The organism is Rosenbergiella gaditana (assembly GCF_018494065.1).
GTDB classification, from domain to species: domain Bacteria; phylum Pseudomonadota; class Gammaproteobacteria; order Enterobacterales; family Enterobacteriaceae; genus Rosenbergiella; species Rosenbergiella gaditana.
Map to the genome: position 1 here is coordinate 12,702 of NZ_JABBFR010000022.1, position 21,503 is coordinate 34,204.

Annotated in this window: 20 protein-coding genes and 1 pseudogene; 15 read left to right on the forward strand and 6 right to left on the reverse strand. The window is 46.3% G+C overall.

Translation table 11 applies throughout. The features are described from left to right. The first annotated feature begins 68 nt into the window (after positions 1–68). Genes HH682_RS13320 through hpxZ form a run of 4 tightly spaced genes read left to right on the forward strand, consistent with a single transcriptional unit; the run spans position 69 to position 3,626 of the window. A complete protein-coding gene (locus HH682_RS13320) occupies positions 69–1,655 on the forward strand; it encodes a gamma-glutamyltransferase family protein (protein ID WP_214238029.1) in 1,587 nt (528 codons plus the stop codon). Positions 1,656–1,664: 9 nt separating this feature from the next. After that, entirely contained in the window at positions 1,665–1,850 is a 186-nt protein-coding gene (gene hpxX / locus HH682_RS13325) for an oxalurate catabolism protein HpxX (RefSeq protein WP_214238048.1), read from the forward strand. Continuing rightward, positions 1,847–3,232, forward strand: a complete 1,386-nt coding sequence (locus HH682_RS13330; RefSeq protein ID WP_214238030.1) for an AtzE family amidohydrolase — start codon at positions 1,847–1,849, stop codon at positions 3,230–3,232. The genes hpxX and HH682_RS13330 overlap by 4 nt, the downstream gene beginning before the upstream one ends. A gap of 10 nt (positions 3,233–3,242) precedes the next feature. Beyond that, positions 3,243–3,626: an oxalurate catabolism protein HpxZ gene (gene hpxZ, locus HH682_RS13335; protein WP_214238031.1), complete on the forward strand. Its 384-nt coding sequence runs from the start codon at positions 3,243–3,245 to the stop codon at positions 3,624–3,626. 32 nt (positions 3,627–3,658) lie between these two features. Here the strand turns inward: hpxZ and puuE are convergent, their stop codons facing one another. Then, positions 3,659–4,609 (reverse strand): allantoinase PuuE, encoded by a 951-nt coding sequence (gene puuE, locus HH682_RS13340; protein WP_214238032.1) that lies wholly within the window; start codon positions 4,607–4,609, stop codon positions 3,659–3,661. A gap of 125 nt (positions 4,610–4,734) precedes the next feature. Here puuE and speG point away from each other — a divergent pair, with 125 nt between their 5' ends. After that, positions 4,735–5,289, forward strand: a complete 555-nt coding sequence (gene speG / locus HH682_RS13345; RefSeq protein ID WP_214221391.1) for a spermidine N1-acetyltransferase — start codon at positions 4,735–4,737, stop codon at positions 5,287–5,289. Between the two features lie 32 nt (positions 5,290–5,321). On the opposite strand, the gene HH682_RS13350 is transcribed toward speG, so the two are convergent. Further along, on the reverse strand, positions 5,322–5,657 hold the full coding sequence (locus HH682_RS13350) for a DUF2002 family protein (RefSeq protein ID WP_214238033.1): 336 nt from the start codon (positions 5,655–5,657) through the stop codon (positions 5,322–5,324). A 146-nt stretch (positions 5,658–5,803) separates the two neighbouring features. Between HH682_RS13350 and HH682_RS13355 the strand changes: the two genes are divergently transcribed. From HH682_RS13355 to emrB, 7 genes are all read left to right on the forward strand, one after another. After that, on the forward strand, positions 5,804–6,118 hold the full coding sequence (locus HH682_RS13355; protein WP_214238034.1) for an ElaB/YgaM/YqjD family protein: 315 nt from the start codon (positions 5,804–5,806) through the stop codon (positions 6,116–6,118). 334 nt (positions 6,119–6,452) lie between these two features. Beyond that, the gene (gene proV / locus HH682_RS13360) at positions 6,453–7,649 is read left to right on the forward strand and encodes a glycine betaine/L-proline ABC transporter ATP-binding protein ProV (protein ID WP_214238035.1); all 1,197 of its coding nucleotides are present in this window, start codon (positions 6,453–6,455) and stop codon (positions 7,647–7,649) included. Next, positions 7,646–8,722 (forward strand): glycine betaine/L-proline ABC transporter permease ProW, encoded by a 1,077-nt coding sequence (proW, locus tag HH682_RS13365; RefSeq protein ID WP_214238036.1) that lies wholly within the window; start codon positions 7,646–7,648, stop codon positions 8,720–8,722. Before proV ends, proW begins: the two co-directional genes overlap by 4 nt. Positions 8,723–8,731: 9 nt before the next feature. After that, positions 8,732–9,709 (forward strand): glycine betaine/L-proline ABC transporter substrate-binding protein ProX, encoded by a 978-nt coding sequence (gene proX / locus HH682_RS13370; protein ID WP_214238037.1) that lies wholly within the window; start codon positions 8,732–8,734, stop codon positions 9,707–9,709. A 254-nt stretch (positions 9,710–9,963) separates the two neighbouring features. Continuing rightward, positions 9,964–10,488 (forward strand): transcriptional repressor MprA, encoded by a 525-nt coding sequence (mprA, locus tag HH682_RS13375; RefSeq protein ID WP_214238038.1) that lies wholly within the window; start codon positions 9,964–9,966, stop codon positions 10,486–10,488. A gap of 115 nt (positions 10,489–10,603) precedes the next feature. After that, positions 10,604–11,773, forward strand: coding sequence for a multidrug efflux MFS transporter periplasmic adaptor subunit EmrA (gene emrA / locus HH682_RS13380; protein ID WP_214238039.1), 1,170 nt, complete (start codon positions 10,604–10,606; stop codon positions 11,771–11,773). A 5-nt stretch (positions 11,774–11,778) separates the two neighbouring features. Further along, on the forward strand, positions 11,779–13,323 hold the full coding sequence (gene emrB / locus HH682_RS13385) for a multidrug efflux MFS transporter permease subunit EmrB (protein WP_214238040.1): 1,545 nt from the start codon (positions 11,779–11,781) through the stop codon (positions 13,321–13,323). Positions 13,324–13,372: 49 nt separating this feature from the next. On the opposite strand, the pseudogene HH682_RS16140 reads toward emrB, so the two are convergent. From HH682_RS16140 to HH682_RS13400, 3 genes and pseudogenes are all read right to left on the reverse strand, one after another. Further along, positions 13,373–13,477: pseudogene (locus HH682_RS16140) on the reverse strand (IS3 family transposase); the annotation flags it as partial. Positions 13,478–13,530: 53 nt separating this feature from the next. Beyond that, positions 13,531–14,037, reverse strand: coding sequence for a transposase (locus tag HH682_RS13395; RefSeq protein WP_214238042.1), 507 nt, complete (start codon positions 14,035–14,037; stop codon positions 13,531–13,533). 63 nt (positions 14,038–14,100) lie between these two features. Then, positions 14,101–15,165, reverse strand: a complete 1,065-nt coding sequence (locus HH682_RS13400) for a tRNA/rRNA methyltransferase (protein WP_214238043.1) — start codon at positions 15,163–15,165, stop codon at positions 14,101–14,103. 162 nt (positions 15,166–15,327) lie between these two features. Between HH682_RS13400 and HH682_RS13405 the strand changes: the two genes are divergently transcribed. The 3 genes from HH682_RS13405 to pssA all read left to right on the forward strand — a co-directional run bounded on the left by HH682_RS13405 (position 15,328) and on the right by pssA (position 19,940). Further along, positions 15,328–16,017 (forward strand): tRNA-uridine aminocarboxypropyltransferase, encoded by a 690-nt coding sequence (locus HH682_RS13405; RefSeq protein ID WP_214238044.1) that lies wholly within the window; start codon positions 15,328–15,330, stop codon positions 16,015–16,017. Positions 16,018–16,049: 32 nt separating this feature from the next. Next, positions 16,050–18,503, forward strand: a complete 2,454-nt coding sequence (locus HH682_RS13410) for a bifunctional acetate--CoA ligase family protein/GNAT family N-acetyltransferase (RefSeq protein WP_214238045.1) — start codon at positions 16,050–16,052, stop codon at positions 18,501–18,503. An 81-nt stretch (positions 18,504–18,584) separates the two neighbouring features. After that, a complete protein-coding gene (gene pssA, locus HH682_RS13415) occupies positions 18,585–19,940 on the forward strand; it encodes a CDP-diacylglycerol--serine O-phosphatidyltransferase (RefSeq protein WP_214238046.1) in 1,356 nt (451 codons plus the stop codon). 38 nt (positions 19,941–19,978) lie between these two features. Here the strand turns inward: pssA and HH682_RS13420 are convergent, their stop codons facing one another. Continuing rightward, the gene (locus tag HH682_RS13420; RefSeq protein ID WP_214238047.1) at positions 19,979–21,274 is read right to left on the reverse strand and encodes an MFS family transporter; all 1,296 of its coding nucleotides are present in this window, start codon (positions 21,272–21,274) and stop codon (positions 19,979–19,981) included. Between the last annotated feature and the right edge of the window lie 229 nt (positions 21,275–21,503).

Below are 21,503 nucleotides of genomic sequence, written 5' to 3' on the forward strand. Positions count from 1 at the left end.
AAATTTTTTTTTCATCTCGGTACAAAATTTGCTTGGTCAGTCTCTTTGCCTGACGTGGATAGACAACAATGATTCAAAGCAATTTAGCGCCAAACGGAATGGCGGTAACACCCCACCACTTGGCGAGCAGTAGTGCCTTATCGATTTTACGCCAAGGAGGTAATGCCATTGAGGCCATGGTCGCTGCTGCTGCAACCATTGCGGTCGTTTACCCCCACATGAATGGATTGGGAGGCGATGGATTTTGGTTAATTGTGCCACCAGAAGGCGAACCGATTGCTATAGATGCAAGCGGTGCGGCGGGGTCATTGGCAACCGTCGAGCGCTATCAAACACAGGCAACTATCCCTTTTCGAGGCCCCCAAGCAGCCTTAACTGTTGCCGGAACGGTCAGTGGCTGGCAGCTTGCTTTAGACTATGCCACACAAAATATTACGGAATCACTGCCGTTACCCATGCTATTAGCCGATGCCATTCATTATGCCGAATCGGGGATCCCTGTTACTGTCTCCCAAGCTGAAGCCACTAAGACCAAAACGGGTGAACTGGCACACTTACCGGGTTTTAGTGATATTTACCTTCCTGACAATCGCCCTCCCTCAGCAGGAGAATGCTTACGTCAGCCTGATTTAGCCCGTAGCTTAAAAGCACTCGCCAGCGATGGACTGGAGAGCTTCTATCGCGGAGCACTCGGAAAAAAAATTGCGGCAGGTATGGCACAAATTGGCATGCCGATTACTGAGCAAGATCTCACTGACCACCGTGCTCACTATAAAACGCCGCTTAGTGTGCAACATTCCTGCGGCACTATTTATAACCTTGCGCCGCCTACTCAAGGTCTCGTCTCTCTCGCTATCCTCGGTATTCTTGACCGCTTCGATTTGGCGCAGTGCAATGAGATTCAGACCATCCACCGTATAGTAGAAGCGACGAAACTCGCTTTTACACTTCGCGATACCTATATAACGGATCCGAAAGAGATCGCCATTGATCTGCAACAGCTGCTCAATACGTCACTCTTAGACGCGCTAAGCCAGCAACTGGATACCGACCTGGCCGCACCGTGGGGTGAGCCGTTATTACCTGGTGACACCGTTTGGATGGGGGTAACGGATAAAAATGGCTACTCGGTCTCTTTTATTCAAAGCATCTACCATGAGTTTGGGAGCGGTGTCGTCATTCCTGATACAGGGATCCTCTGGCAAAACCGTGGGGCCGCATTTAGCTTACAAGCCGGTCATCCAAGGTGTCTAGGGCCCAAAAAATATCCTTTCCATACCCTCAACCCCGCAGCCGCCAAATTAAATGATGGCCGTACCTTAGTTTACGGTTCGATGGGTGGGGATGGGCAGCCACAAACACAAGCAACGCTATTCACTCGCTATGTTCAACAACAGCTGCCTCTACAAGCGGCCATCAGTGCACCACGCTGGTTACTCGGTAGAACATGGGGAAACGCCTCTGACTCGTTAAAACTTGAAGCGCGTTTTAGTGAAGAGACCTATCAAGGGCTTCGATCTTTGGGACACCGTACTGAAAGGCTAGACGCCTGGAGCGAAGCTACCGGGCATGCCGGGGCGATCGTCCGTCATCCCAATGGACTCGTTGAGGGAGCCAGTGATCCCCGTAGCAACGGCAGCGCAGCCGGTTATTAAGGAATAATGATGAATAAGACAATCGATTGGCCATGCTACATTGAGCAGATGAGCCTGCTCCTCGATCTACAACTTGATGACGCACGGCAAGCAGAGCTCGCCATACAACTCGCCCGTATAGCCGATATAGCGGCCCCATTAATGGCCTATCCTTTGGATGATCGCCAAGAAGTCGGTGGAGTCTGGAAGCTATGAATATTGCCTCACTGACTATCAAAACCCTGCACCAACGTTGGGCCACCAAGCAACTCAGCGCGGTTGAAATTACTGATTATTACCTTTCCGCGATTCATGCCGCTAACCCTGTCCTAAATGCTTGGACAACCGTCACCGCCTCAAGAGCACGGCAATGCGCTGAAAAATTGGACCAACAACGCGATGCCGGTAACCTCTGTGGAGCGCTAGCAGCCATTCCCTACGCCGTAAAAAACCTCTTTGACGTCAAAGATGAAGTGACGCTAGCTGGGGCTGAACTCTTTAGCCAACGTCCGGTTGCGACAGAAGATGCCTGGGCGATCCAACAGCTGAATCAGTCGGGGGCTATTCTCACCGGTATGCTAAATATGGATGCTTATGCCTATGGATTTACCACCGAGAATAGCCACTATGGCGCATGCCGTAATCCACTCGATACGACGCGTATCGCCGGAGGATCATCAGGCGGATCAGCGGCAGCGGTTGCAGCGGGATTAGCGCATTTTTCATTAGGCACGGATACCAATGGCTCGATCCGCGTTCCCGCTTCGTTATGTGGCGTATTTGGTTTGAAGCCGACCTTTGGTCGCCTTTCACGCCGGGGTAGTCATCCTTTCGTGGCCAGTCTTGACCATATCGGACCATTAGCCCGACATGTCGACGATCTGGCTTTAGTCTACGACCACTTACAGGGTTATGATCCACAAGATCGCTTTCAATCCAATCATCCGGTTAACTTAGTCTCGGCACAACTCGGTCAACGAAAAAAAGCGCTAAAGGTGGCTGTGTTGGGTGGGTATTTTACACAGTGGTCGGATGATCAGGCCAGAGCCGTTACCGAGAAGGTCGCACGCGCTTTAGGCGCCGACCAAGAAGTCGAACTGGTCGATGCCGAATTAGCCAGATCCGCAGCCTTTTTACTCACGGCAAGCGAAGGGGGAAGCCACTACCTCAACGCATTACGTGAAATGCCTGAGCGTTTCGAGTCCAATTCACGAGAACGCTTACTGGCGGGCTGTATGCTCCCCGCCAGTTGGCCTATACAAGCACAACGGTTTCGAGAACATTTTACTCGTCAAGTGTTAGCACTATTTAAAGATATAGACCTATTAATCGCTCCAGCCACCCCTTGCGCAGCAACCGTTATTGGACAACAATCGATTGAGATCCAAGGAAAATATTTACCCACCAAAGCCAGTATGGGGATGCTCGCGCAACCCTTCTCTTTTGTTGGGTTACCCGTTTGTACCGCTCCGGTGCGAACCGATAGTGGATTATCTATTGGTGTGCAGCTTATCGCCGCGCCCTATCAAGAAGCAACCGCATTAGAGGCTGCTTGGCGATTAGAGCAAGCCGAAATTACACTACAACACCCCTTTTAGGAAGTGACTCATGGTCGACATGACAATTAACCAGCCCGATGTCCTAGCTGAAGTGGAACAACAATTTAAGCGCTACGAACTCGCCTTGACGACAAACGATACCGTTGTATTAGATGAGCTTTTTTGGCATAGCCCTCATACGGTACGACTCGGTGCTGGCGAGAACCTCTACGGTATTGAAGACATTCAGGCTTTTCGTGCAAGCCGCCCTGCTGTGAATTTGGACCGCTGCCTGAGGAATACGGTAATAACGACTTATGGTGACGAGATGGCGGTATGCAGCACAGAATTTACGCGTGACAACACCCCCAAAATAGGCCGCCAGCAACAAACTTGGGTGAAATTTGCACAAGGCTGGCGCATAGTCGCGGCCCACGTTAGTCTGATGAGTTAAGGAAAAAGGCATCGCCTTTTTCCTATCATCTATTACGGTGCAGGGTGGTGAGTCACCCAGTGCTCGGCTATTTGCTGGCGGGTACAGATCCACACATCTGAAAATTGTTGAATATGGTCGAGGAATCGCTGTAGAGCGCGGAATTTACCTGGTCGTCCTAACAATCGACAATGCATTCCGATCGATAACATCTTCGGCGATGCCGTACCTTCTTCATAAAGTACGTCGAAACTGTCTCGTAAATAGGTATAAAATTGCTCAGCGGTATTAAAGCCTTGCTGAGTTGCAAAGCGCATATCGTTACATTCTAACGTATAAGGGATCACCAAATGGGAGTGTTGCTGTCCATCATCGGTCGTGACCGGCATCCAGAAAGGTAAATCATCACCGTAGTAATCGCTGTCATAAAGATAATCGCCCCGCTCCACTAACAATCGGCGCGTGTTAGGGCTATCTCTCCCAGTATACCAACCTACTGGTGGTTTACCCATTAATTCGGTCAGGACAGCGGTGGCTTTCTCCATATGCGCAGCTTCTTGCTCAGCCGACATGGCTTGATAATGGATCCAGCGCCAGCCATGACTGACCACATCATAATCAGCGTCACGGATCGCTTGAACAATCTCCGGATGACGCGCTAAAGCCATCGCTACGCCAAATACCGTTAATGGCAGTCTCCGGCGTTGAAATTCTTGATGTATCCGCCAAAACCCTGCACGCGATCCATATTCGTATAGGGAGTCCATCGACATATGGCGATCAGGATAGCTGGCGGCACCGATAATATCGGATAAGAATTGCTCAGAGCCCGCATCACCATGCTCGACGTGATTCTCTGCGCCTTCTTCATAATTGAGAACGAATTGTACCGCAACTCGCGCTTTATTAGGCCACTCTACGCTTGGAGGCTTTCCCGCATAGCCAACCAAATCTCGAGAATACTCTTCTGCAAGAAGATCTTTGATAATCTCACTACCCTTCATCTACAATACTCCATGAATCATAAAACGATATCGTGAAACAATTGTTGCAAAGCCTGTGCCAACTTCGGGTTTCGTGAAACAGACGTTACGGTACTCTTTCAGATTTTCTTACATAAGGCCTCATCATGACTATTAAACTCCGTCCCTTGGAACGTGAAGATCTTCGTTTTGTTCATCAATTAGATAACAATGCCACCGTAATGCGTTATTGGTTTGAAGAGCCTTATGAAGCCTTTGTTGAGCTCTCCGACCTCTACGATAAACATATTCATGACCAGAGCGAACGTCGTTTTGTGGTCGAGCACGAAGGTGAAAAAGCCGGACTTGTGGAGCTGGTAGAAATTAACCATATCCATCGGCGAGCAGAGTTTCAGATTATTATTGCCCCAGATCATCAGGGTAAGGGATTAGCGAACAAGGCAACGCGTGCTGCGATGGATTACGGGTTTTCTGTCCTGAATTTGTACAAGCTCTATTTAATTGTGGATAAGGAAAATGAAAAAGCCATCCACATTTATTCTAAATTGGGCTTTGAAACTGAAGGGATTTTAAAACAAGAGTTTTTTATTAATGGCACGTATCGTGACACGTTAAGAATGTGTATTTTCCAGCCCCAATACTTGGCAAAATTTCATAGCGGTAATGACAATCAGTCGTTATTACCGCCAACAGCTCAATAATGGTGTATCCCGCTAAAATTAAGCGGCTTCACTTAGCCAAACATGCTGCATAGATAGCGTTCTAATGCGATACGCGAACTAAAACCATGGGGAATTCCGTAATGCTCTTGATTGTTGCTGGCAAGATAGAGCGGGAATTCCTTGTAATGGTCACAGGTTTTCAAATCGGACGTCGGTTCTGCAAAATTCTGACTACGTTCTTTAAGTGTGGGATGGATGACTAATGCCGTTCTTCCCAGACGTGCTTCACGGTTCACATAGACATAATGATCTGCGCGCCGATAACCATAGGTTTTTGGGGTTACTACATCCACTTCAAATCCAGCCTTCTCTAATACCTTAGCCACTTCATCCGGTCGTAAATACATATAAAAACTCCTTAATATTTTATCAGCGAACTTTATCCTAGCCCAACAAGCATGTAGTTCAGATCATTCGGAATTTTCTCTAAGATTATACAAATATAAAAAGCTGTCTATAATTATTAACACGAATTCAAATCTTGGAGAATATGATGGCTAAGAAATTACAACAATATGATTTACCAGAAGATAATGCCGACGTACAAGAACTGGCTGACTCCCTTGAGGCTTTATTGAATTCTTATGGTGACGATGCCAAAGAAGGGTTCGATGAAGCACGCAGCAATGCAGAGCGCCTCCTTAAGAAAACGCGCTCGACCTTCAACGAGGGTAAGAAATCCCTTCGAGAAAACTTATGTGACTCTGGCTGCCAAGCGACTCAATGGGTTCAAGATAACCCGGCTTCAGCATTAGGCGTAACGGCTGCAGTAGGCTTTGTATTTGGTCTATTACTGTCCCGCAAATAATGCCCTAAGGTTTTAAAAACCGTTATCAACCAGCGCTCTGTCGCTGGTTTTTTTTCGCCTCTCCCCACTCAAAAATGGTTTCCTCTCCCATCAATTCAATTAGCCTGATAATTATTAGCTGCGAACATATTGATTAAATTTATTTATTGAAACAATTTAACCTAACCACTTGCCATACCTAGGAAAATTCCTATTTAAATGCATACATATGCAAAAAAATTTGCATAAAAAGGTTGTTAATGCATTTCAGTATGATAGGTTTACTTATCTAAATATAAAGAGAAAAAACATAACTTAATGATTAAATAAATAATATTAGGGAAAAACCGTAGACATGACAATAAAACTCCAAGTCAAAAATTTGCATAAGATTTTTGGGGGTAACCCTGAGCGCGCCTATAAGCTGCTCGAACAAGGTTACGACAAAGAAAGCATTCTCGATAAAACTGGCTTATCAGTCGGCGTCAATAACGTTGACCTTACGATTCACGAAGGCGAAATTTTTGTGATCATGGGCCTATCTGGTTCAGGTAAATCAACCCTCGTCAGACTACTAAACCGTTTAATCACTCCTAGTCGCGGGCAAGTCCTAATCGATGGTCAAGATATCGCCCAAGTATCTGACAAAACCTTGCGCGATATCCGTCGCTCTAAAATCAGTATGGTCTTCCAATCCTTTGCTCTGATGCCTCATATGACAGTGATAGACAATACCGCTTTTGGTATGGCCTTAGCTGGCGTTGAAAAAACACAGCGACTGAGTAAAGCATTAGAAGCCCTTCGCCAAGTTGGCCTAGAAAAATATGCCTATTCTTGGCCTGACCAACTTTCTGGGGGGATGAGGCAGCGTGTTGGTCTGGCCAGAGCGTTAGCTAATGATCCCGATATCCTACTAATGGATGAGGCCTTTTCAGCACTCGACCCGCTCATTCGAACGGAGATGCAAGACGAATTGGTCAAACTACAATCTCAGCAACAACGCACCATTGTCTTCATCTCCCACGATCTTGATGAGGCAATGCGTATTGGCGATCGAATTGCCATCATGCAAAACGGTCAAGTCGTACAAGTGGGAACACCGGATGAGATCCTCAATCAACCTGCCAATGCCTATGTAGAAACCTTCTTCCGTGGGGTCGATATTAGTCAGGTCTTTAGTGCTAAGGATATTGCGAAACCTGCCACAGGCTCGATTATTCATCGCGTCGCGGGATTAGGGCCTAAATCCGCCTTAAAATTGCTGACCGATCAGGACCGTGATTATGGCTATGTACTAAATAAACAGCACTATGGCGGGATTGTTACGGCGGAAAGTCTGCAGCGCGCAGCGAAAGAAAATTTACCATTGGAACAGGCCTATTTATCTCACCTCTCACCGGTAGGGGCCTCAACATCACTTAGCGATCTCTTCGCTCCCGTGGCTGATGCTCCCTGTGCCCTGCCTGTGGTCGATGAGACGCAGCAATTCTTGGGAATTATTTCTAAAAGCACGCTATTAAAAGCCTTAAATCGGGAGACCGTTAACCTATGACCACTACGACTAGCGACCCTTGGAGCACGAGTTCCGACACCTCTACCAGTACCGATCCTTGGGGCGGGGCAAACAACAGCACAACCTCTTCCTCATCCCCTGAACATAGCGATTGGTTGAACAGTGCGCCCGTTGAGCATCATACCTTCTCGTTAAGTGATCCTTTTCACTCAACATTGATCCCGCTCGACCATTGGGTAACGATGGGTATTAATGGCCTAGTTGACCATTGCCGTCCCCTCTTTCAGGGGATACGAGTGCCTGTGGACTACATTTTAACTAGCTTTCAGCAATTGCTGACCCATATTCCAGCACCTGCTGCGATTGTACTATTCGCGTTAATCGCATGGCAACTCACCACCGCGCGAATGGGAATAGTGTCACTGGTCGCGCTGATTTTTGTTGGCTGTATTGGCGTCTGGAACGATGCGATGATTACCTTAGCATTGGTACTCACCTCTCTATTCTTCTGTGTCCTGATTGGCCTACCTCTCGGCATAGCCTTAGCACGTAGTGATCGCGCGGCAAAATTCGTCCGTCCCTTATTAGATGCGATGCAGACGACTCCTGCGTTTGTCTATTTAGTCCCTATTGTGATGCTCTTTGGGATCGGGAATGTACCAGGGGTGGTAGTCACGATTATTTTTGCTGTACCGCCTATTATCCGCCTAACTATCCTCGGTATTAAGCAGGTCCCTGAGGATCTGATCGAGGCGAGCCAATCATTTGGCGCAAGCCCGCGACAAATGTTGTTCAAAGTACAGCTTCCCATCGCTATGCCATCGATTATGGCGGGTATTAACCAAACCCTAATGCTGGCACTCTCGATGGTCGTCATCGCTTCAATGATCGCGGTCGGAGGTTTGGGGCAAATGGTCTTACGGGGGATTGGTCGTCTCGATATGGGACAGGCCTCCATCGGCGGAATCGGTATCGTTATTCTCGCCATTATGTTAGATCGTTTAACACAATCTTTCGGCGTCGATAAACGCCATCAGCGCCACCAGCGCTGGTATCAAACCGGGCCAATCGGTCTGCTTACCCCCCTTTTTCATCGAACCACTCACCGTTGAGAACTGACTATGCGTAAATTATTCCTTACTTCTGCTGCCATCACCCTCATAACCAGTATTGGCGCTCAAGCTAACGATCTTCCAGGGCAAGGCAAGAGAGTTAAACCGATTCAAAGTACGATTACTGAGGAAACCTTCCAAACGTTGCTGGTCAGTCGTGCCTTAGAAAAATTGGGGTACACTGTCTCCGCTCCCGAAGAAGTGGATTACAACGTGGGTTATACCTCGATTGCCAAAGGGGATGCGACGTTTATGGCGGTTAACTGGCAGCCTTTACAAGAAAATATGTTCGATGCCGCTGGTGGTAACACTACCTTTTATCGTGAAGGGCATTATGTCACTGGCGCAGCTCAAGGGTATTTGATCGACAAGAAAACAGCAGATCAATACCACATCACCAATATCGAGCAGTTAAAGGATCCTAAACTCGCAAAATTATTTGATAGTAATGACGATGGTCGAGCTGACCTAACTGGATGCACCCCGGGCTGGGGATGCGATACCGTCATTGCTTATCAGATGAAAGCCTACCAACTTGAACAAACGGTCTCTAATAACCAAGGAAACTATGCGGCCATGATGGCAGATACCATCACTCGTTTTAAACAAGGCAAACCGATCCTTTATTACACTTGGACCCCTTTCTGGGTCAGCGATGTGCTGAAGCCGAGTAAAGATGTGGTCTGGTTAGAGGTGCCTTTCTCTGCCGATCCCCAAAAGACGGATACGACATTACCCAATGGTAAAAATTACGGATTCCAAGTCAACAACATCAATATTATCGCCAATAAACAGTGGGCTGAGAAAAATCCTGCAGCGGCTAAACTCTTTGCAGAAATGAAACTGCCATTAGCGGATATCAATGCAGAGAATGCGGCAATGCGTGCCGGTCAAAGCTCTGAAGCCGATATTAATCGTCATGTGGATGGATGGATTAAAAGCCATCAAGCATTGTTCGATCACTGGGTTACCAACGCTTTACACTAATTTATCACCTTATCAAGGGCCCATCGTGGCCCTTACTATTATGCATCTTTTGTCCAAAGCCTCTGAATCAACTGGTTCATAATACCCTGTGCTATAACACGACTAGATAATTAGCATTGTAGTAATCATCATGGTTATTTTATCGCTGGTAATCAGTTTAAATCTATGACAACTTTAACGGTTAGGTAATTACCCTTTGTCTGCTAATTGCGGTAACGAGTAGTTAGTACATAGCTGTAGAAATGAGGTGTGACTTGGACAGTTCTTTTGAACCAATTGAAAAAATGTTATCTAATCTGTCGCTTCGCCACGACAATTATCCTGTACGCGTGGTGCTGTTGACACGTTTACATATGCATATTCAAACCAAGCTTCTTGAAAATCGTAATAAAATGCTCAAGGATCGTGGACTTAATGACACTATCTTTAATGCGTTACTGACCTTAGATGCTTGTGATAATCAGAGTATTCAGCCCTCAGAATTGAGCTCTGCGTTAGGCTCTTCTCGTACCAATGCAACCCGCATTGCTGATGAACTCCAAAAACGTGGCTGGGTAGAACGCCGTGAAAGTGATAATGACCGTCGCTGCCTGCATCTCCACCTAACCGATGCCGGTTATGAATTTCTTTGCGAAATTCTGCCTCCACAGTATGACAGTTTCCAAGAAGTATGGGGCATCCTCTCTTCAGAAGAGCAAAACCAATTAGAATCTATTTACCGTAAATTACTTAATCATTTAGATACTTTTTCGCACAACTCACCACCGAGTTCAGAGTAAGAGTAAGAGTAAGAGTAAGAGTAAGAGTAGAACACCACACTACCCCTTTTGATTGATACACTTCACTTTCGTTGGAGTGTTTTTTATATGCACTATTTATTGCAGGATTTAGTTTATGAGTTCGGTTGAAAAAGCGCCCGCCCCAACATCCACGCCCTCGAGAAACAAACGTAAACCCTTTTTGATGCTATTGCTGATCGCCTGCATTATTGTTGCGATTGCCTACGGCCTATATTGGTTCTTAATATTAAGCCACCAGCAGGATACTGATGATGCCTACGTTGCAGGGAATCAAGTGCAAATATCCCCCCAAGTATCAGGCAGTGTCAGTAAAGTATGGTTCGATAACACCGACCTCGTGCATAAAGGCGATATTCTGGTATCACTGGATAAAACAGATGCCAATCAAACGCTGAATAAAGCTGAGACCGCCTTAGCCAGTAGCGTGCGACAAGTACGTCAATTAATGATTAATAATCGCCAATACCAAGCGAATATCGTCTTGAAGCGCACTGCATTAGCCCAAGCAGAAGCCGATCTGGCTCGTCGTGAGCCCCTTGCACAACACCAACTCATCGGCAGAGAAGAGTTACAACATGCTAGAGATACCGCGGCCAGTGCCAGAGCCTCTCTCGACGTTGCCATTCAGCAATTAAATGCGAACCAGGCCATGATATTGGACACGCCTCTGGATCAGCAGCCAGTTATTCAACAAAGCGCCGCCGCGGTCAGGGATGCTTGGCTGGCTTTACAACGTACCGATATCCGGAGTCCTATCGATGGCTATGTGTCCCGTCGAAGTGTTCAGGTCGGCGCACAAATTTCGCCAAGTAGCGCACTGATGGTAGTGGTCCCCAGCCAAGAATTATGGGTAGATGCTAACTTTAAAGAGACACAACTGTCTAACGTGAGGATTGGCCAGCCGGTAACCGTGACCGCAGATATCTATGGTGACGCAGTGACCTATCGCGGCAAAGTGGTCGGTTTGGATATGGGAACCGGGAGTGCCTTCTCTTTGCTCCCCGCTCAGAATGCAACCGGTAATTGGATCAAAGTGGTACAACGCTTGCCGGTACGCGTCTCGCTCGATCAGCAAGACCTGCAGCAACACCCTTTGCGTATTGGACTCTCTACCCAAGTCACTATTGACGTCAGCAATACGTCCGGTCAAGCACTAGCCACTGTTATGCGTAAATATCCAGCTTATGAGAGTGATGCATTGACCCTACAACTGGAACAAGCGGATCATATCATTCAGCGAATCATCACAGCTAATGCAGAGTAACCGCCATGGCTTATAACGAGAGAAAGCCTTTAGAGCCTGCACAGCTAGTATTGATGACCATTGCGTTATCGCTCGCAACGTTTATGCAAGTTCTTGACTCAACCATCGCGAATGTGGCGATACCGACCATAGCGGGTGACTTAGGTGCCTCCAATACTCAAGGGACTTGGGTTATCACCTCTTTTGGTGTGGCCAATGCCATTTCCATCCCCTTGACTGGATGGCTCGCACGCCGTTTTGGTGAGGTAAAGCTATTTGTTGCTTCCACTGCCGCGTTTGCCATCGCCTCTTGGGCTTGCGGTATGTCAAATTCATTGACTATGTTGATTATTTTTCGGGTGATTCAAGGCCTAGTAGCAGGCCCATTGATCCCATTGTCACAAAGCCTGTTACTCAACAACTATCCTCCCGCGAAGCGAGGCATGGCCATGTCGCTGTGGGCGATGACGGTTGTCGTTGCGCCGATTTGTGGCCCGATTCTAGGTGGCTGGATAAGCGATAATTACCATTGGGGCTGGATATTTTTTATCAACGTCCCCATAGGTATCATCGTTGTCCTACTGGCGGTAAAAACCCTCGGTAAGCGTGAGACGCTAACGCGTAAACAACCGATCGATATTGTCGGTTTGGTTATGTTGACCTTAGGGATTGGCTGCTTACAAGTGATGCTGGATAGAGGGAAGGAGTTAGATTGGTTTAGTTCAACAGAGATCATCACGCTGACGGTAGTGGCAGTCGTCGCCTTACTGATCTTGATTATTTGGGAATTAACCGATGAACATCCCATTATTGATCTGTCGCTGTTTAAATCGCGTAACTTCTCTATTGGATGTGGCTCGATTAGCTTAGCCTACATGCTCTATTTCGGGACTATCGTGCTACTCCCTCAACTGCTGCAAGAGGTCTTCGGATATACCGCTACTTGGGCGGGTCTGGCCTCCGCGCCGGTAGGAATACTCCCTGTTATCTTATCACCGATCATTGGACGCTTTGCTCCTCGTCTTGATATGCGTTATCTGGTGACGTTTAGCTTTATTATGTACGCAATCTGCTTCTATTGGCGCGCCTATACCTTCGAACCGGGGATGAGTTTTGCTGATGCTGCTTGGCCACAATTTATTCAAGGCTTTGCGGTAGCCTGTTTCTTTATGCCCTTAACGACCATTACCTTATCGGGTCTTTCGTCAGAGAGAATTGCCGCGGCGTCTGGGCTGTCTAATTTTATCCGGACACTAGGTGGCTCAATAGGAACCTCCATTACCACAACGCTGTGGACCAACAGAGAAGCGATGCATCATAGTCAGCTAACAGAATCCATCACTGCCTATAACCCGAATGCCCAACAGAGTTATCAACAGCTGGAATCGTTGGGAATGAGCCATCAGCAAGCATCCAGCTATATTGCCCAGCAAATTACTAATCAGGGATTGATAATCTCAGCTAATGAAATATTTTGGGCAGCTGGTGGAATATTCATTGTGTTGTTAGTGGTTATTTGGTTCGCCAAACCCCCTTTTCACTCAGGCGGTGGGGGCGGCGGTGCTCACTAATAAAAAAAGCGCCTTACTGAAGTGACCCCATAAACTTGGACACTTTTAGTTAGACGGCCTGTAAGGCCTGATTTCGGTATTCAACCGGAGTTAGGCTTTTTAGCTTGGCTTTGATCCGCTTGGTATTGTAATAAAATACACTTTTTGCAAGCTTCATTGCAGAGAGTAAGTATTTTAAGGGATGCTGCTTTTTCAGAGCTAAAACGGCTAACGTTTTTTCTTTGCTTGTTGTCGATTTAATTGTTTCAGCTCTTCCAACTTTTTTAATACCGCGTTCTCCGCCCGCAAATAAGTAATTTTCTCTTTTAGCTCTTCGAGGCTCTTTTCATCGTCTGAACGACTAGATATTGTGTGCGGCGGTTTCATTGGAAGCTTCCCTCTCTGTCTATATTCAAGCCCGGAGAAACCTTGCTTGTTGTAGCGTTCAAGCCATACAAACAAGATACCAGAAGAAATTAAATTGAGTACGGCTGAAGTGTGACTGAGAGACCAACTGTTTGTCGACATAAGTTTTAGCGCTTCAAATCGTGCTGTGGCAGAGCGCAGATGAGGGGTTGGGACAAAAGCATTATCTCCGTGAAGCGCAACGACCTTGGCCCAGTAACGGATTTGCTTAGAAGCTATTGAATATTTTTCGGCAAGAAAACACGATGACTCACCTGATAAATAGCAATTAGCGATGAAAATTTTTAACTCGCGGCTATATTTTGCCATAAAAAAACCCCCGATAATGGGTTGTCCAACTATCGGGGGTCACTTCACTGACGGCGCTTTTCTTTAAGCTTTCTGCTGACGCCACCACTCACCTAACAGTATCCCCGCGGCCACTGAAACATTCAAACTTTCAATGTTTCCTGTGCCACCGATGGATAGGCTAATATCCCCTTGGCGTAACGTTTCTTCATGCAACCCTTCACCCTCTTGCCCTAAAACAAAAACGGTTTTTGTCGGAAAAGTGGTTGATGCCAAAGGTTGGCCTTCATGGCTTGAGGTCGTCACAATGCTATAACCCGCGCGACGGAATGCATCGAGACCTTGCAGGAAAGATGGCGCAGTGACCGCACGCACATGCTCAGCACCACCTTCTGCCGTTCTCACCGCGGCTCCAGATTCGAGTAAGTTAGCATCATTAACTAAAATGGCTTTAGCACCAAAGTGGGCACAGCTGCGCATGATTGCGCCAAGATTATGCGGGTTACCCACATTCTCTAAGGCCACAACACAATCCTGTTCTTCAGCTTGCGCCAACCACGCCGCAACATCTAATCCGGTTTGTTTCTTGATAATGAAGCACACCCCACCGTGATGCTCTGTCCCCGCTGCTTTAGCCAATTCACTATCATCTACCACGTGGTAGGCTTTGCGGTTTGCAGCTAACCAACGCAAGGTCTCACGAAAGCGGGGGGTAACACTTTGCACAAACCACGCCCGCACAATCGCTTCTGGACGGCTTTGGAATAATGCTTGGCAAGCATTTTCGCCATATACGCGAGTCTCTTCTTGACGTTGACGACGGAGCTGTTCGGGATCGATATAACTCTTCGCCGTCAGACCTTCGTCTGCGCTCGGTGCTTGCGTAGACTCTTTCTGTTCCGTAGGGCGTTTAGATACTGTACGCCAAGGTGAGTCATTACGATGAGAGGACGATTCATTACGACGTACGGAAGACTCATCACGACGTGGAGATGAAGATGAACGACGATCTGTCGGCGCCTTGCGGTCTGACGAGCGACCACCTTTACCGGTCCGCGGATTACCGCTGCTGCGCGAAGAAGTCGCCTCTTCACCGCGAACATACATTACTTTAACTTTACTGCTTTTACTTTTATTTTCGTCGTTCATCACATTCTCCTGTTACTGAGCGCGCAGATTACCTGATGTCCGCTTGCTTAGCTATCTTCTTTATTGGTGGATTAACGATCACCCTACCAGAAATGATGCTATCGCGTAGCATCCCCCGCTGAACTCAATTAAACTGTCTTTTTTTTTCAGTATCGATTTTTTATGACTCATTGTAATGCCGTATTACAACTCCGTGCACAACGTTTAGCGGCCGCTACGCGTCCATTCCTCGCGCGCGGTAATCGTGTGAGCCGTTGTCAGCGTTGTCTTTTACCTCAGCGTAATTGTCTATGTTCAACGATACAACCTCAACAGGCCCGCAGCCGTTTTTGCCTAATGATGTACGATACGGAGCCGATGAAGCCAAGTAATACAGGGAGACTTATCGCTGATATCTTACCGGAAACACTGGCCTATCAATGGTCGAGAACCACATTTGACGATAAAGATTTTCTTGAAAATATCACGCGCGACTATCAACCTATGGTGGTGTTTCCGGCCAGCTATGCGCAAGCCGATAGGGCCGTCTTACATCGTCCACCGCTCGAAGGTAAGCCTCCACTCTTTATTATGCTGGATGGGACCTGGAGTGAAGCGCGTAAAATGTTTCGCAAAAGCCCATGGTTAAATAGCTTTCCGGTGATCTCTGTTGATGTTTCAACTCCGAGTCAATATACCTTACGCGAAGCGCACAGCGACGCACACCATTGCACCGCCGAAATTGCCAGCGCCTTACTTGTACAAGCTGGAGACAGCGTGGCCGCAGAGCATTTAAGCCAACACTTTTCCCTATTCCGGGAACGCTATTTAGCAGGTAAACCTCATCATCCCATTCATACTCGGGAAGAATAACGATTATTACGGCCACCGCTAACGGAGGAGCCATGAGTCAACTCGGATTAGAAGCATTATTAAAACCGAAATCAATTGCGGTGATTGGCGCATCTCGAAAAGTCGGTCGCGCGGGCTATTTGATGATGCAAAACCTATTAGCCGGTGGCTTCTCAGGGGCTATTTTACCGGTTAATCCACACTATTCCGCAGTCTGTGGGGTAATGGCTTATCCGACAATCTCTGCGCTACCGTTAGTCCCCGATTTAGCAATTCTCTGTACTCATGCTCGGCATCTAGCACAACTCCTCGACGAATTAGGGGAAAAAGGCTGCCGTAGTTGTATTATTCTCTCGGCGTCGAAAGAACACTTTACGGCATTACTCGCCCAAGCATCCCGGTGGAATATACGATTACTAGGGCCTAACAGTTTAGGCTTAATCGCTCCCCATCAGGGGCTCAATGCCAGCTTCTCCCCTGTACCGGTGGCACGGGGGAATGTTGCGTTTATCGCGCAATCTACCGCCGTTGCGAACACCATTCTTGATTGGGCACAACAACGGAAAATTGGCTTCTCATGGTTTATTGCCTTGGGGGATGGTGTAGATATTGATAGTGATGACCTACTCGATTTCTTAGCTCGAGATACCAAAACCCACGCTATTTTAATCGCACTTGAGCACCTTAACGACGCCCGACGTTTTGTCTCTGCAGCCCGCAGTGCATCGCGTAACAAACCCATTGTGATGTTTAAAAGTGGTCGAAGCCGTGCTGCACGATTATTAGTGGGAAGCGAAGAGACTTACGATGGAACATGGGATGCCGCTATTCAACGAGCAGGAATGCTAAGGGTTTACGACTCCCACGAGTTATTTTCAGCAGTTGAGTCCTTGAGTCATATGCGTCATTTTAATGGTGAATCGCTATTTATTGTCAGTAATGGCGTCGCCCCTGCTGCCTTAGCATTGGATGTACTGGAGGAGCGTCAAGGAACATTACTTCAGCTTAGCCCAGCGACACAGCAACGTCTGCGCGCACGGTTACCCGATAATATCCCTATTACTAATCCACTCGACCTCAAAGATGATGCTACTACGCAGCTTTACCTAGACGTCACCGCCATACTACTTGATAGCTCAGAAGCCGAAGCTATTATGGTAATACATGCGCCTAGCGCTGTTTCTCCGGCAAGCGATTGCGCTGAGAAATTATCGATACTTTATAATCAACATCCGCGAGCCAAATATAAAACTTTATTAACTAACTGGTGTGGTGAATATTCTTCACAAGGTGCACGTGCAATTTTCTCACAAGCTAGAATTCCAACCTGGCGGACGCCTGAAGGCACAGTGACGGCGTTTATGCACCGAGTCGCTTATCATCGAAACCAAAAACAACTGAGAGAAACGCCTGCGAGATTGGCAGTCCAGCCATTAGACCGCACAAACGTCCGTGAATACTTACAAAAGCAGGTCACCAGCCATAAATCCCTTATTCAGGGTGCAGAATTAATCAGCCTACTAGCGGACTATGGTTTCCCGCAGACTGAGCTCTTGCCACAGGTTGATAGCGAACAAGACCGCCAACGGATACGCATCATGGTGCAACATGATCCGCTATTTGGTCCGATTATTTTAGTGGGCGAGCAGAGCGAAATGTGGCAGGAAGATAAGCAGGCAGTTACGTCATTATTACCCCTCAATATGGCACTGGCTAATCATCTGATTGCGCAGGCAATACAGCAGCATAAAATTTTTCGTCGCTGGGAAACACGACCAGAAAATATCTATCGGCTCAGTCAAACCCTCGTTCAGCTTTCTGATCTGATTATTGATTGCCCCGAAATTATAGCCTGCCAGCTCGATCTTTATGTTGGTAAACAAACCCCACTACTATTAATGCACGGCCAACTTACTCTGCATAAATTTGACGGGGATAGCGAAGACCGCCTGGCTATTCGACCCTATCCACAGAAATATGAGCAATGGGTAACCTTAAAAGATGGGCGACAGGCGCTATTTCGTCCCATTCTTCCTGAAGATGAACCTCAGCTACTCGCTTTTATTGGCCGAGTAACAAAGGAAGATCTTTACTACCGATATTTCAGTGAGATCAACGAGTTTACCCACGACGATTTAGCCAATATGACGCAGATCGATTACGATCGTGAAATGGCGTTTGTTGCGGTGATCCAAGAGAACGACGGCGACACCATTATCGGTGTTACTCGAGCCATTTCTGACAGTGATAATATTGATGCAGAATTTTCAATTTTGGTGCGCTCTGACCTTAAACGTTTAGGGCTCGGCAGAATGTTATTGGAAAAAATGGTGAGTTACACGCGAGATCATGGTTTGCAACAGCTAAATGGTATTACTATGCCCAATAACACTGGGATGATAGCGCTGGCTAAACAACTTGGCTTTAGCTGCAAAAATAGTGTCGAGGATGGAATTGTTAGCTTACGCTTAGCGCTAGATTCTCCTGCAGAAAATAGCCATTCTTAACCCTTTTGATGCTATAGTGTCGAGTTAAGGTTCCCAAGTTTTATAATGTTTTTCGATTCCTAATAGAAGAAGCGTAATGCGATGTTGCCAAAAAATAAAATGAATTCTCACCAGCGATACCTTGCAGAACTTCCAAAATTGCCGCAATCAATCACTGATTTTTCATTTTTGTACTCTGCAGCAGAGTTTCATCACACGCTTTTGGAAAAAATAGGTCAGGCTCAGTATAGAGTTTGCCTTGTTGCGCTCTATCTTGAAAATGATGAAGCAGGACAGTCGATTATGGCTGCGCTTTATCAAGCAAAACAAAATAATCCGCAACTTGATATTAGTATCTGTGTCGATTGGCACAGAGCTCAGCGTGGACGTATCGGTGCAGCACGGGGTGAAACCAATGCCGATTGGTACTGTAAATTGGCTGAGCAAGCAGGAGAGCTAGCAATCCCTGTCTATGGTATCCCCGTTAATACACGCGAAGCTTTAGGCGTACTTCATCTCAAAGGTTTTATTTTTGATGATACGGTGATTTACAGCGGCGCTAGTATTAATAATGTTTATCTTCAACAGCAAGAGCGTTATCGATACGACCGCTACCAGATCATGAAGAATCCCGCACTCGCTAATATTATGTTTGATTGGATTAATATTAATCTCAAGCATTCCGATGCGGTTCACCGATTAGATCTCAAAGATCGCCCTTCTAGTCTTGAGATCAAAAACGAAACTAAAATTTTTCGCCAAGAGTTGAGAACCTTTAATTACGAATTGAAAGATTTGGCTGACGAACAGCAACTTGCTGTCACACCGCTAGCAGGCTTAGGAAAACGTAGTCTTCTTAACCAAACGATTTTCCATTTGATGCCGGCTACTGAAGAGAAATTGGTGATTTGTACGCCTTATTTTAATCTTCCAGCAATATTGGTCAGGCATATCATTCGTTTACTGCGCCAAGGAAAAGAAGTAGAAATTATTATCGGGGATAAAACCGCTAACGATTTCTATATTCCGCCTGAAGAGCCTTTTAAAGTAATTGGCGCACTACCCTACCTGTACGAAATTAACTTACGCCGATTTGCAAGTCGCCTACAATATTATCTCGATAACGAAAAGCTAACGATCCGCTTATGGAAAGACGGCACTAACAGTTATCATTTAAAAGGTATTTGGGTTGATGAAGAGTGGATGTTACTCACTGGGAATAATTTAAACCCGAGGGCTTGGCGCTTAGATCTCGAGAATGCAATATTAGTTCATGATCCTAATCATCAACTGGCTGAACAAAAGCGTCTAGAGCTCAAACTTATCCGAGAACACACCACAATATTGAGCCAGTTTCATGATCTAGAGAGTATTGCCGATTACCCTAATAGGATCCGCAAACTTATTCGTCGCTTACGTCGGATTAGAATCGATAAATTAATTAGCCGCATTCTATAATGTCTATCTGCCAGCTACGCTGGCAGATTCATTTCTTTTTAAAGCTTCTCAACAGCTTTCTTATTCGGTAAAGTTATACTAATTAATAACACGACAATTCCCATTGCCGTCACATACCAGAAAAAGCTCGATTCCATCCCTTTTTGCTTTAGCACGAGTGCAATAAACTCAGCTGAGCCACCGAATATTGCATTACCAATAGCGTATGGGAGTCCTACACCTAAAGCTCGGAGTTGCGGCGGAAAAAGCTCAGCTTTCAATATCCCACTAACAGCCGTATAGAAACTGCATATTACTAACGCTAGGAATATAAGAAGGAAGATAAGAACCAGGCTCGTGACAGTCGATAGATATACCATAATGGGTACGGTAAACAGAGCTAGTCCCACAGCAAAAATAATCACAGAAGCTTTACGGCCCATTTTATCTGATAACGCCCCAGCAATAGGCTGTAGCACCATGAAGAGTAATAGGGCACCAGTCATTAGCATACTACTGGTTTTAGCATCTAACCCAACACTATTGATGAGATATTTTTGCATATACGTGGTAAATGTATAAAAACTTAATGATCCCCCTGCTGTAATACCGATAACTTTAATAAATGGCCGCCAATGGTAGCGAAGAAGATAAACTAAACTTCCTGCGTTTTTATTAGTACGCTGCGCTTCATCACTCGTTTCATGCAATGATTTTCTCAACCATAGGGCAACAATGGATAATACAGCACCAATCAGAAAAGGAATGCGCCAACCCCAAGCTCGTAAACTCTCATTATCGAGAAGCTGCTGTAAAATGACGACAGTGAGTACCGCCATCAGTTGTCCGCCAATTAAAGTGACATATTGAAAAGAAGCATAGAACCCTTTTTTTCCTTCCGTCGCGATTTCACTCATATAAGTCGCACTTGCGCCATATTCCCCGCCAACAGAAAGGCCTTGCAACATTCTGACCAACAACAAAAGTATGGGAGCGAACAAGCCAATTTGATTATATCCGGGTAAAAACGCGATCACTAATGATCCAAAACACATGATATATACCGATATAATCATGGACTTTTTACGTCCAAAACGATCGCCGATAAACCCAAATAGCCATCCGCCGATAGGCCGCATTAAAAAGCCTGCAGCAAATACCCCCGCAGTCTGCAGTAACTGAGTCGTGACGTCACCTTGGGGAAAGAAAATATGCGCAAAATAGATTGAAAAAAATGAGTAAACATAAAAGTCGAACCATTCGACTAAATTTCCTGATGAGGCACCCACAATGGCTTTAATTCTTTGGATGTCACTCAGTGTCGTTACGGGTGACATCACCCTCTGTCTATTCATAGCGGGAACCTCTGATTATTAGATTTTTTATAACGTGACTAATCAGAATAAGAGGTTGATAAGCAAAGTAAAGTGATGTTTTTAATAGATGAGAAATTAATCAATATTAATAGTGGTATAGATTACCACCAATGCAAAAAGGCCATCCTTACGGATGGCCTTTTTGTCTTATTGGATGCCTGGCAGTTCCCTACTCTCGCATGGGGAGACCCCACACTACCATCGGCGC

What these genes read in the sequence shown, in the direction of transcription:
- HH682_RS13320 (WP_214238029.1), top strand. Translation starts at nt 69, where the DNA reads ATGATTCAAAGCAATTTAGCGCCAAACGGAATGGCGGTAACACCCCAC.
- hpxX (WP_214238048.1), top strand. Translation starts at nt 1,665, where the DNA reads ATGAATAAGACAATCGATTGGCCATGCTACATTGAGCAGATGAGCCTG.
- HH682_RS13330 (WP_214238030.1), top strand. Translation starts at nt 1,847, where the DNA reads ATGAATATTGCCTCACTGACTATCAAAACCCTGCACCAACGTTGGGCC.
- hpxZ (WP_214238031.1), top strand. Translation starts at nt 3,243, where the DNA reads ATGGTCGACATGACAATTAACCAGCCCGATGTCCTAGCTGAAGTGGAA.
- puuE (WP_214238032.1), bottom strand. Translation starts at nt 4,609, where the DNA reads ATGAAGGGTAGTGAGATTATCAAAGATCTTCTTGCAGAAGAGTATTCT.
- speG (WP_214221391.1), top strand. Translation starts at nt 4,735, where the DNA reads ATGACTATTAAACTCCGTCCCTTGGAACGTGAAGATCTTCGTTTTGTT.
- HH682_RS13350 (WP_214238033.1), bottom strand. Translation starts at nt 5,657, where the DNA reads ATGTATTTACGACCGGATGAAGTGGCTAAGGTATTAGAGAAGGCTGGA.
- HH682_RS13355 (WP_214238034.1), top strand. Translation starts at nt 5,804, where the DNA reads ATGGCTAAGAAATTACAACAATATGATTTACCAGAAGATAATGCCGAC.
- proV (WP_214238035.1), top strand. Translation starts at nt 6,453, where the DNA reads ATGACAATAAAACTCCAAGTCAAAAATTTGCATAAGATTTTTGGGGGT.
- proW (WP_214238036.1), top strand. Translation starts at nt 7,646, where the DNA reads ATGACCACTACGACTAGCGACCCTTGGAGCACGAGTTCCGACACCTCT.
- proX (WP_214238037.1), top strand. Translation starts at nt 8,732, where the DNA reads ATGCGTAAATTATTCCTTACTTCTGCTGCCATCACCCTCATAACCAGT.
- emrA (WP_214238039.1), top strand. Translation starts at nt 10,604, where the DNA reads ATGAGTTCGGTTGAAAAAGCGCCCGCCCCAACATCCACGCCCTCGAGA.
- emrB (WP_214238040.1), top strand. Translation starts at nt 11,779, where the DNA reads ATGGCTTATAACGAGAGAAAGCCTTTAGAGCCTGCACAGCTAGTATTG.
- HH682_RS13395 (WP_214238042.1), bottom strand. Translation starts at nt 14,037, where the DNA reads ATGGCAAAATATAGCCGCGAGTTAAAAATTTTCATCGCTAATTGCTAT.
- HH682_RS13400 (WP_214238043.1), bottom strand. Translation starts at nt 15,165, where the DNA reads ATGAACGACGAAAATAAAAGTAAAAGCAGTAAAGTTAAAGTAATGTAT.
- HH682_RS13405 (WP_214238044.1), top strand. Translation starts at nt 15,328, where the DNA reads ATGACTCATTGTAATGCCGTATTACAACTCCGTGCACAACGTTTAGCG.
- HH682_RS13410 (WP_214238045.1), top strand. Translation starts at nt 16,050, where the DNA reads ATGAGTCAACTCGGATTAGAAGCATTATTAAAACCGAAATCAATTGCG.
- pssA (WP_214238046.1), top strand. Translation starts at nt 18,585, where the DNA reads ATGTTGCCAAAAAATAAAATGAATTCTCACCAGCGATACCTTGCAGAA.
- HH682_RS13420 (WP_214238047.1), bottom strand. Translation starts at nt 21,274, where the DNA reads ATGAATAGACAGAGGGTGATGTCACCCGTAACGACACTGAGTGACATC.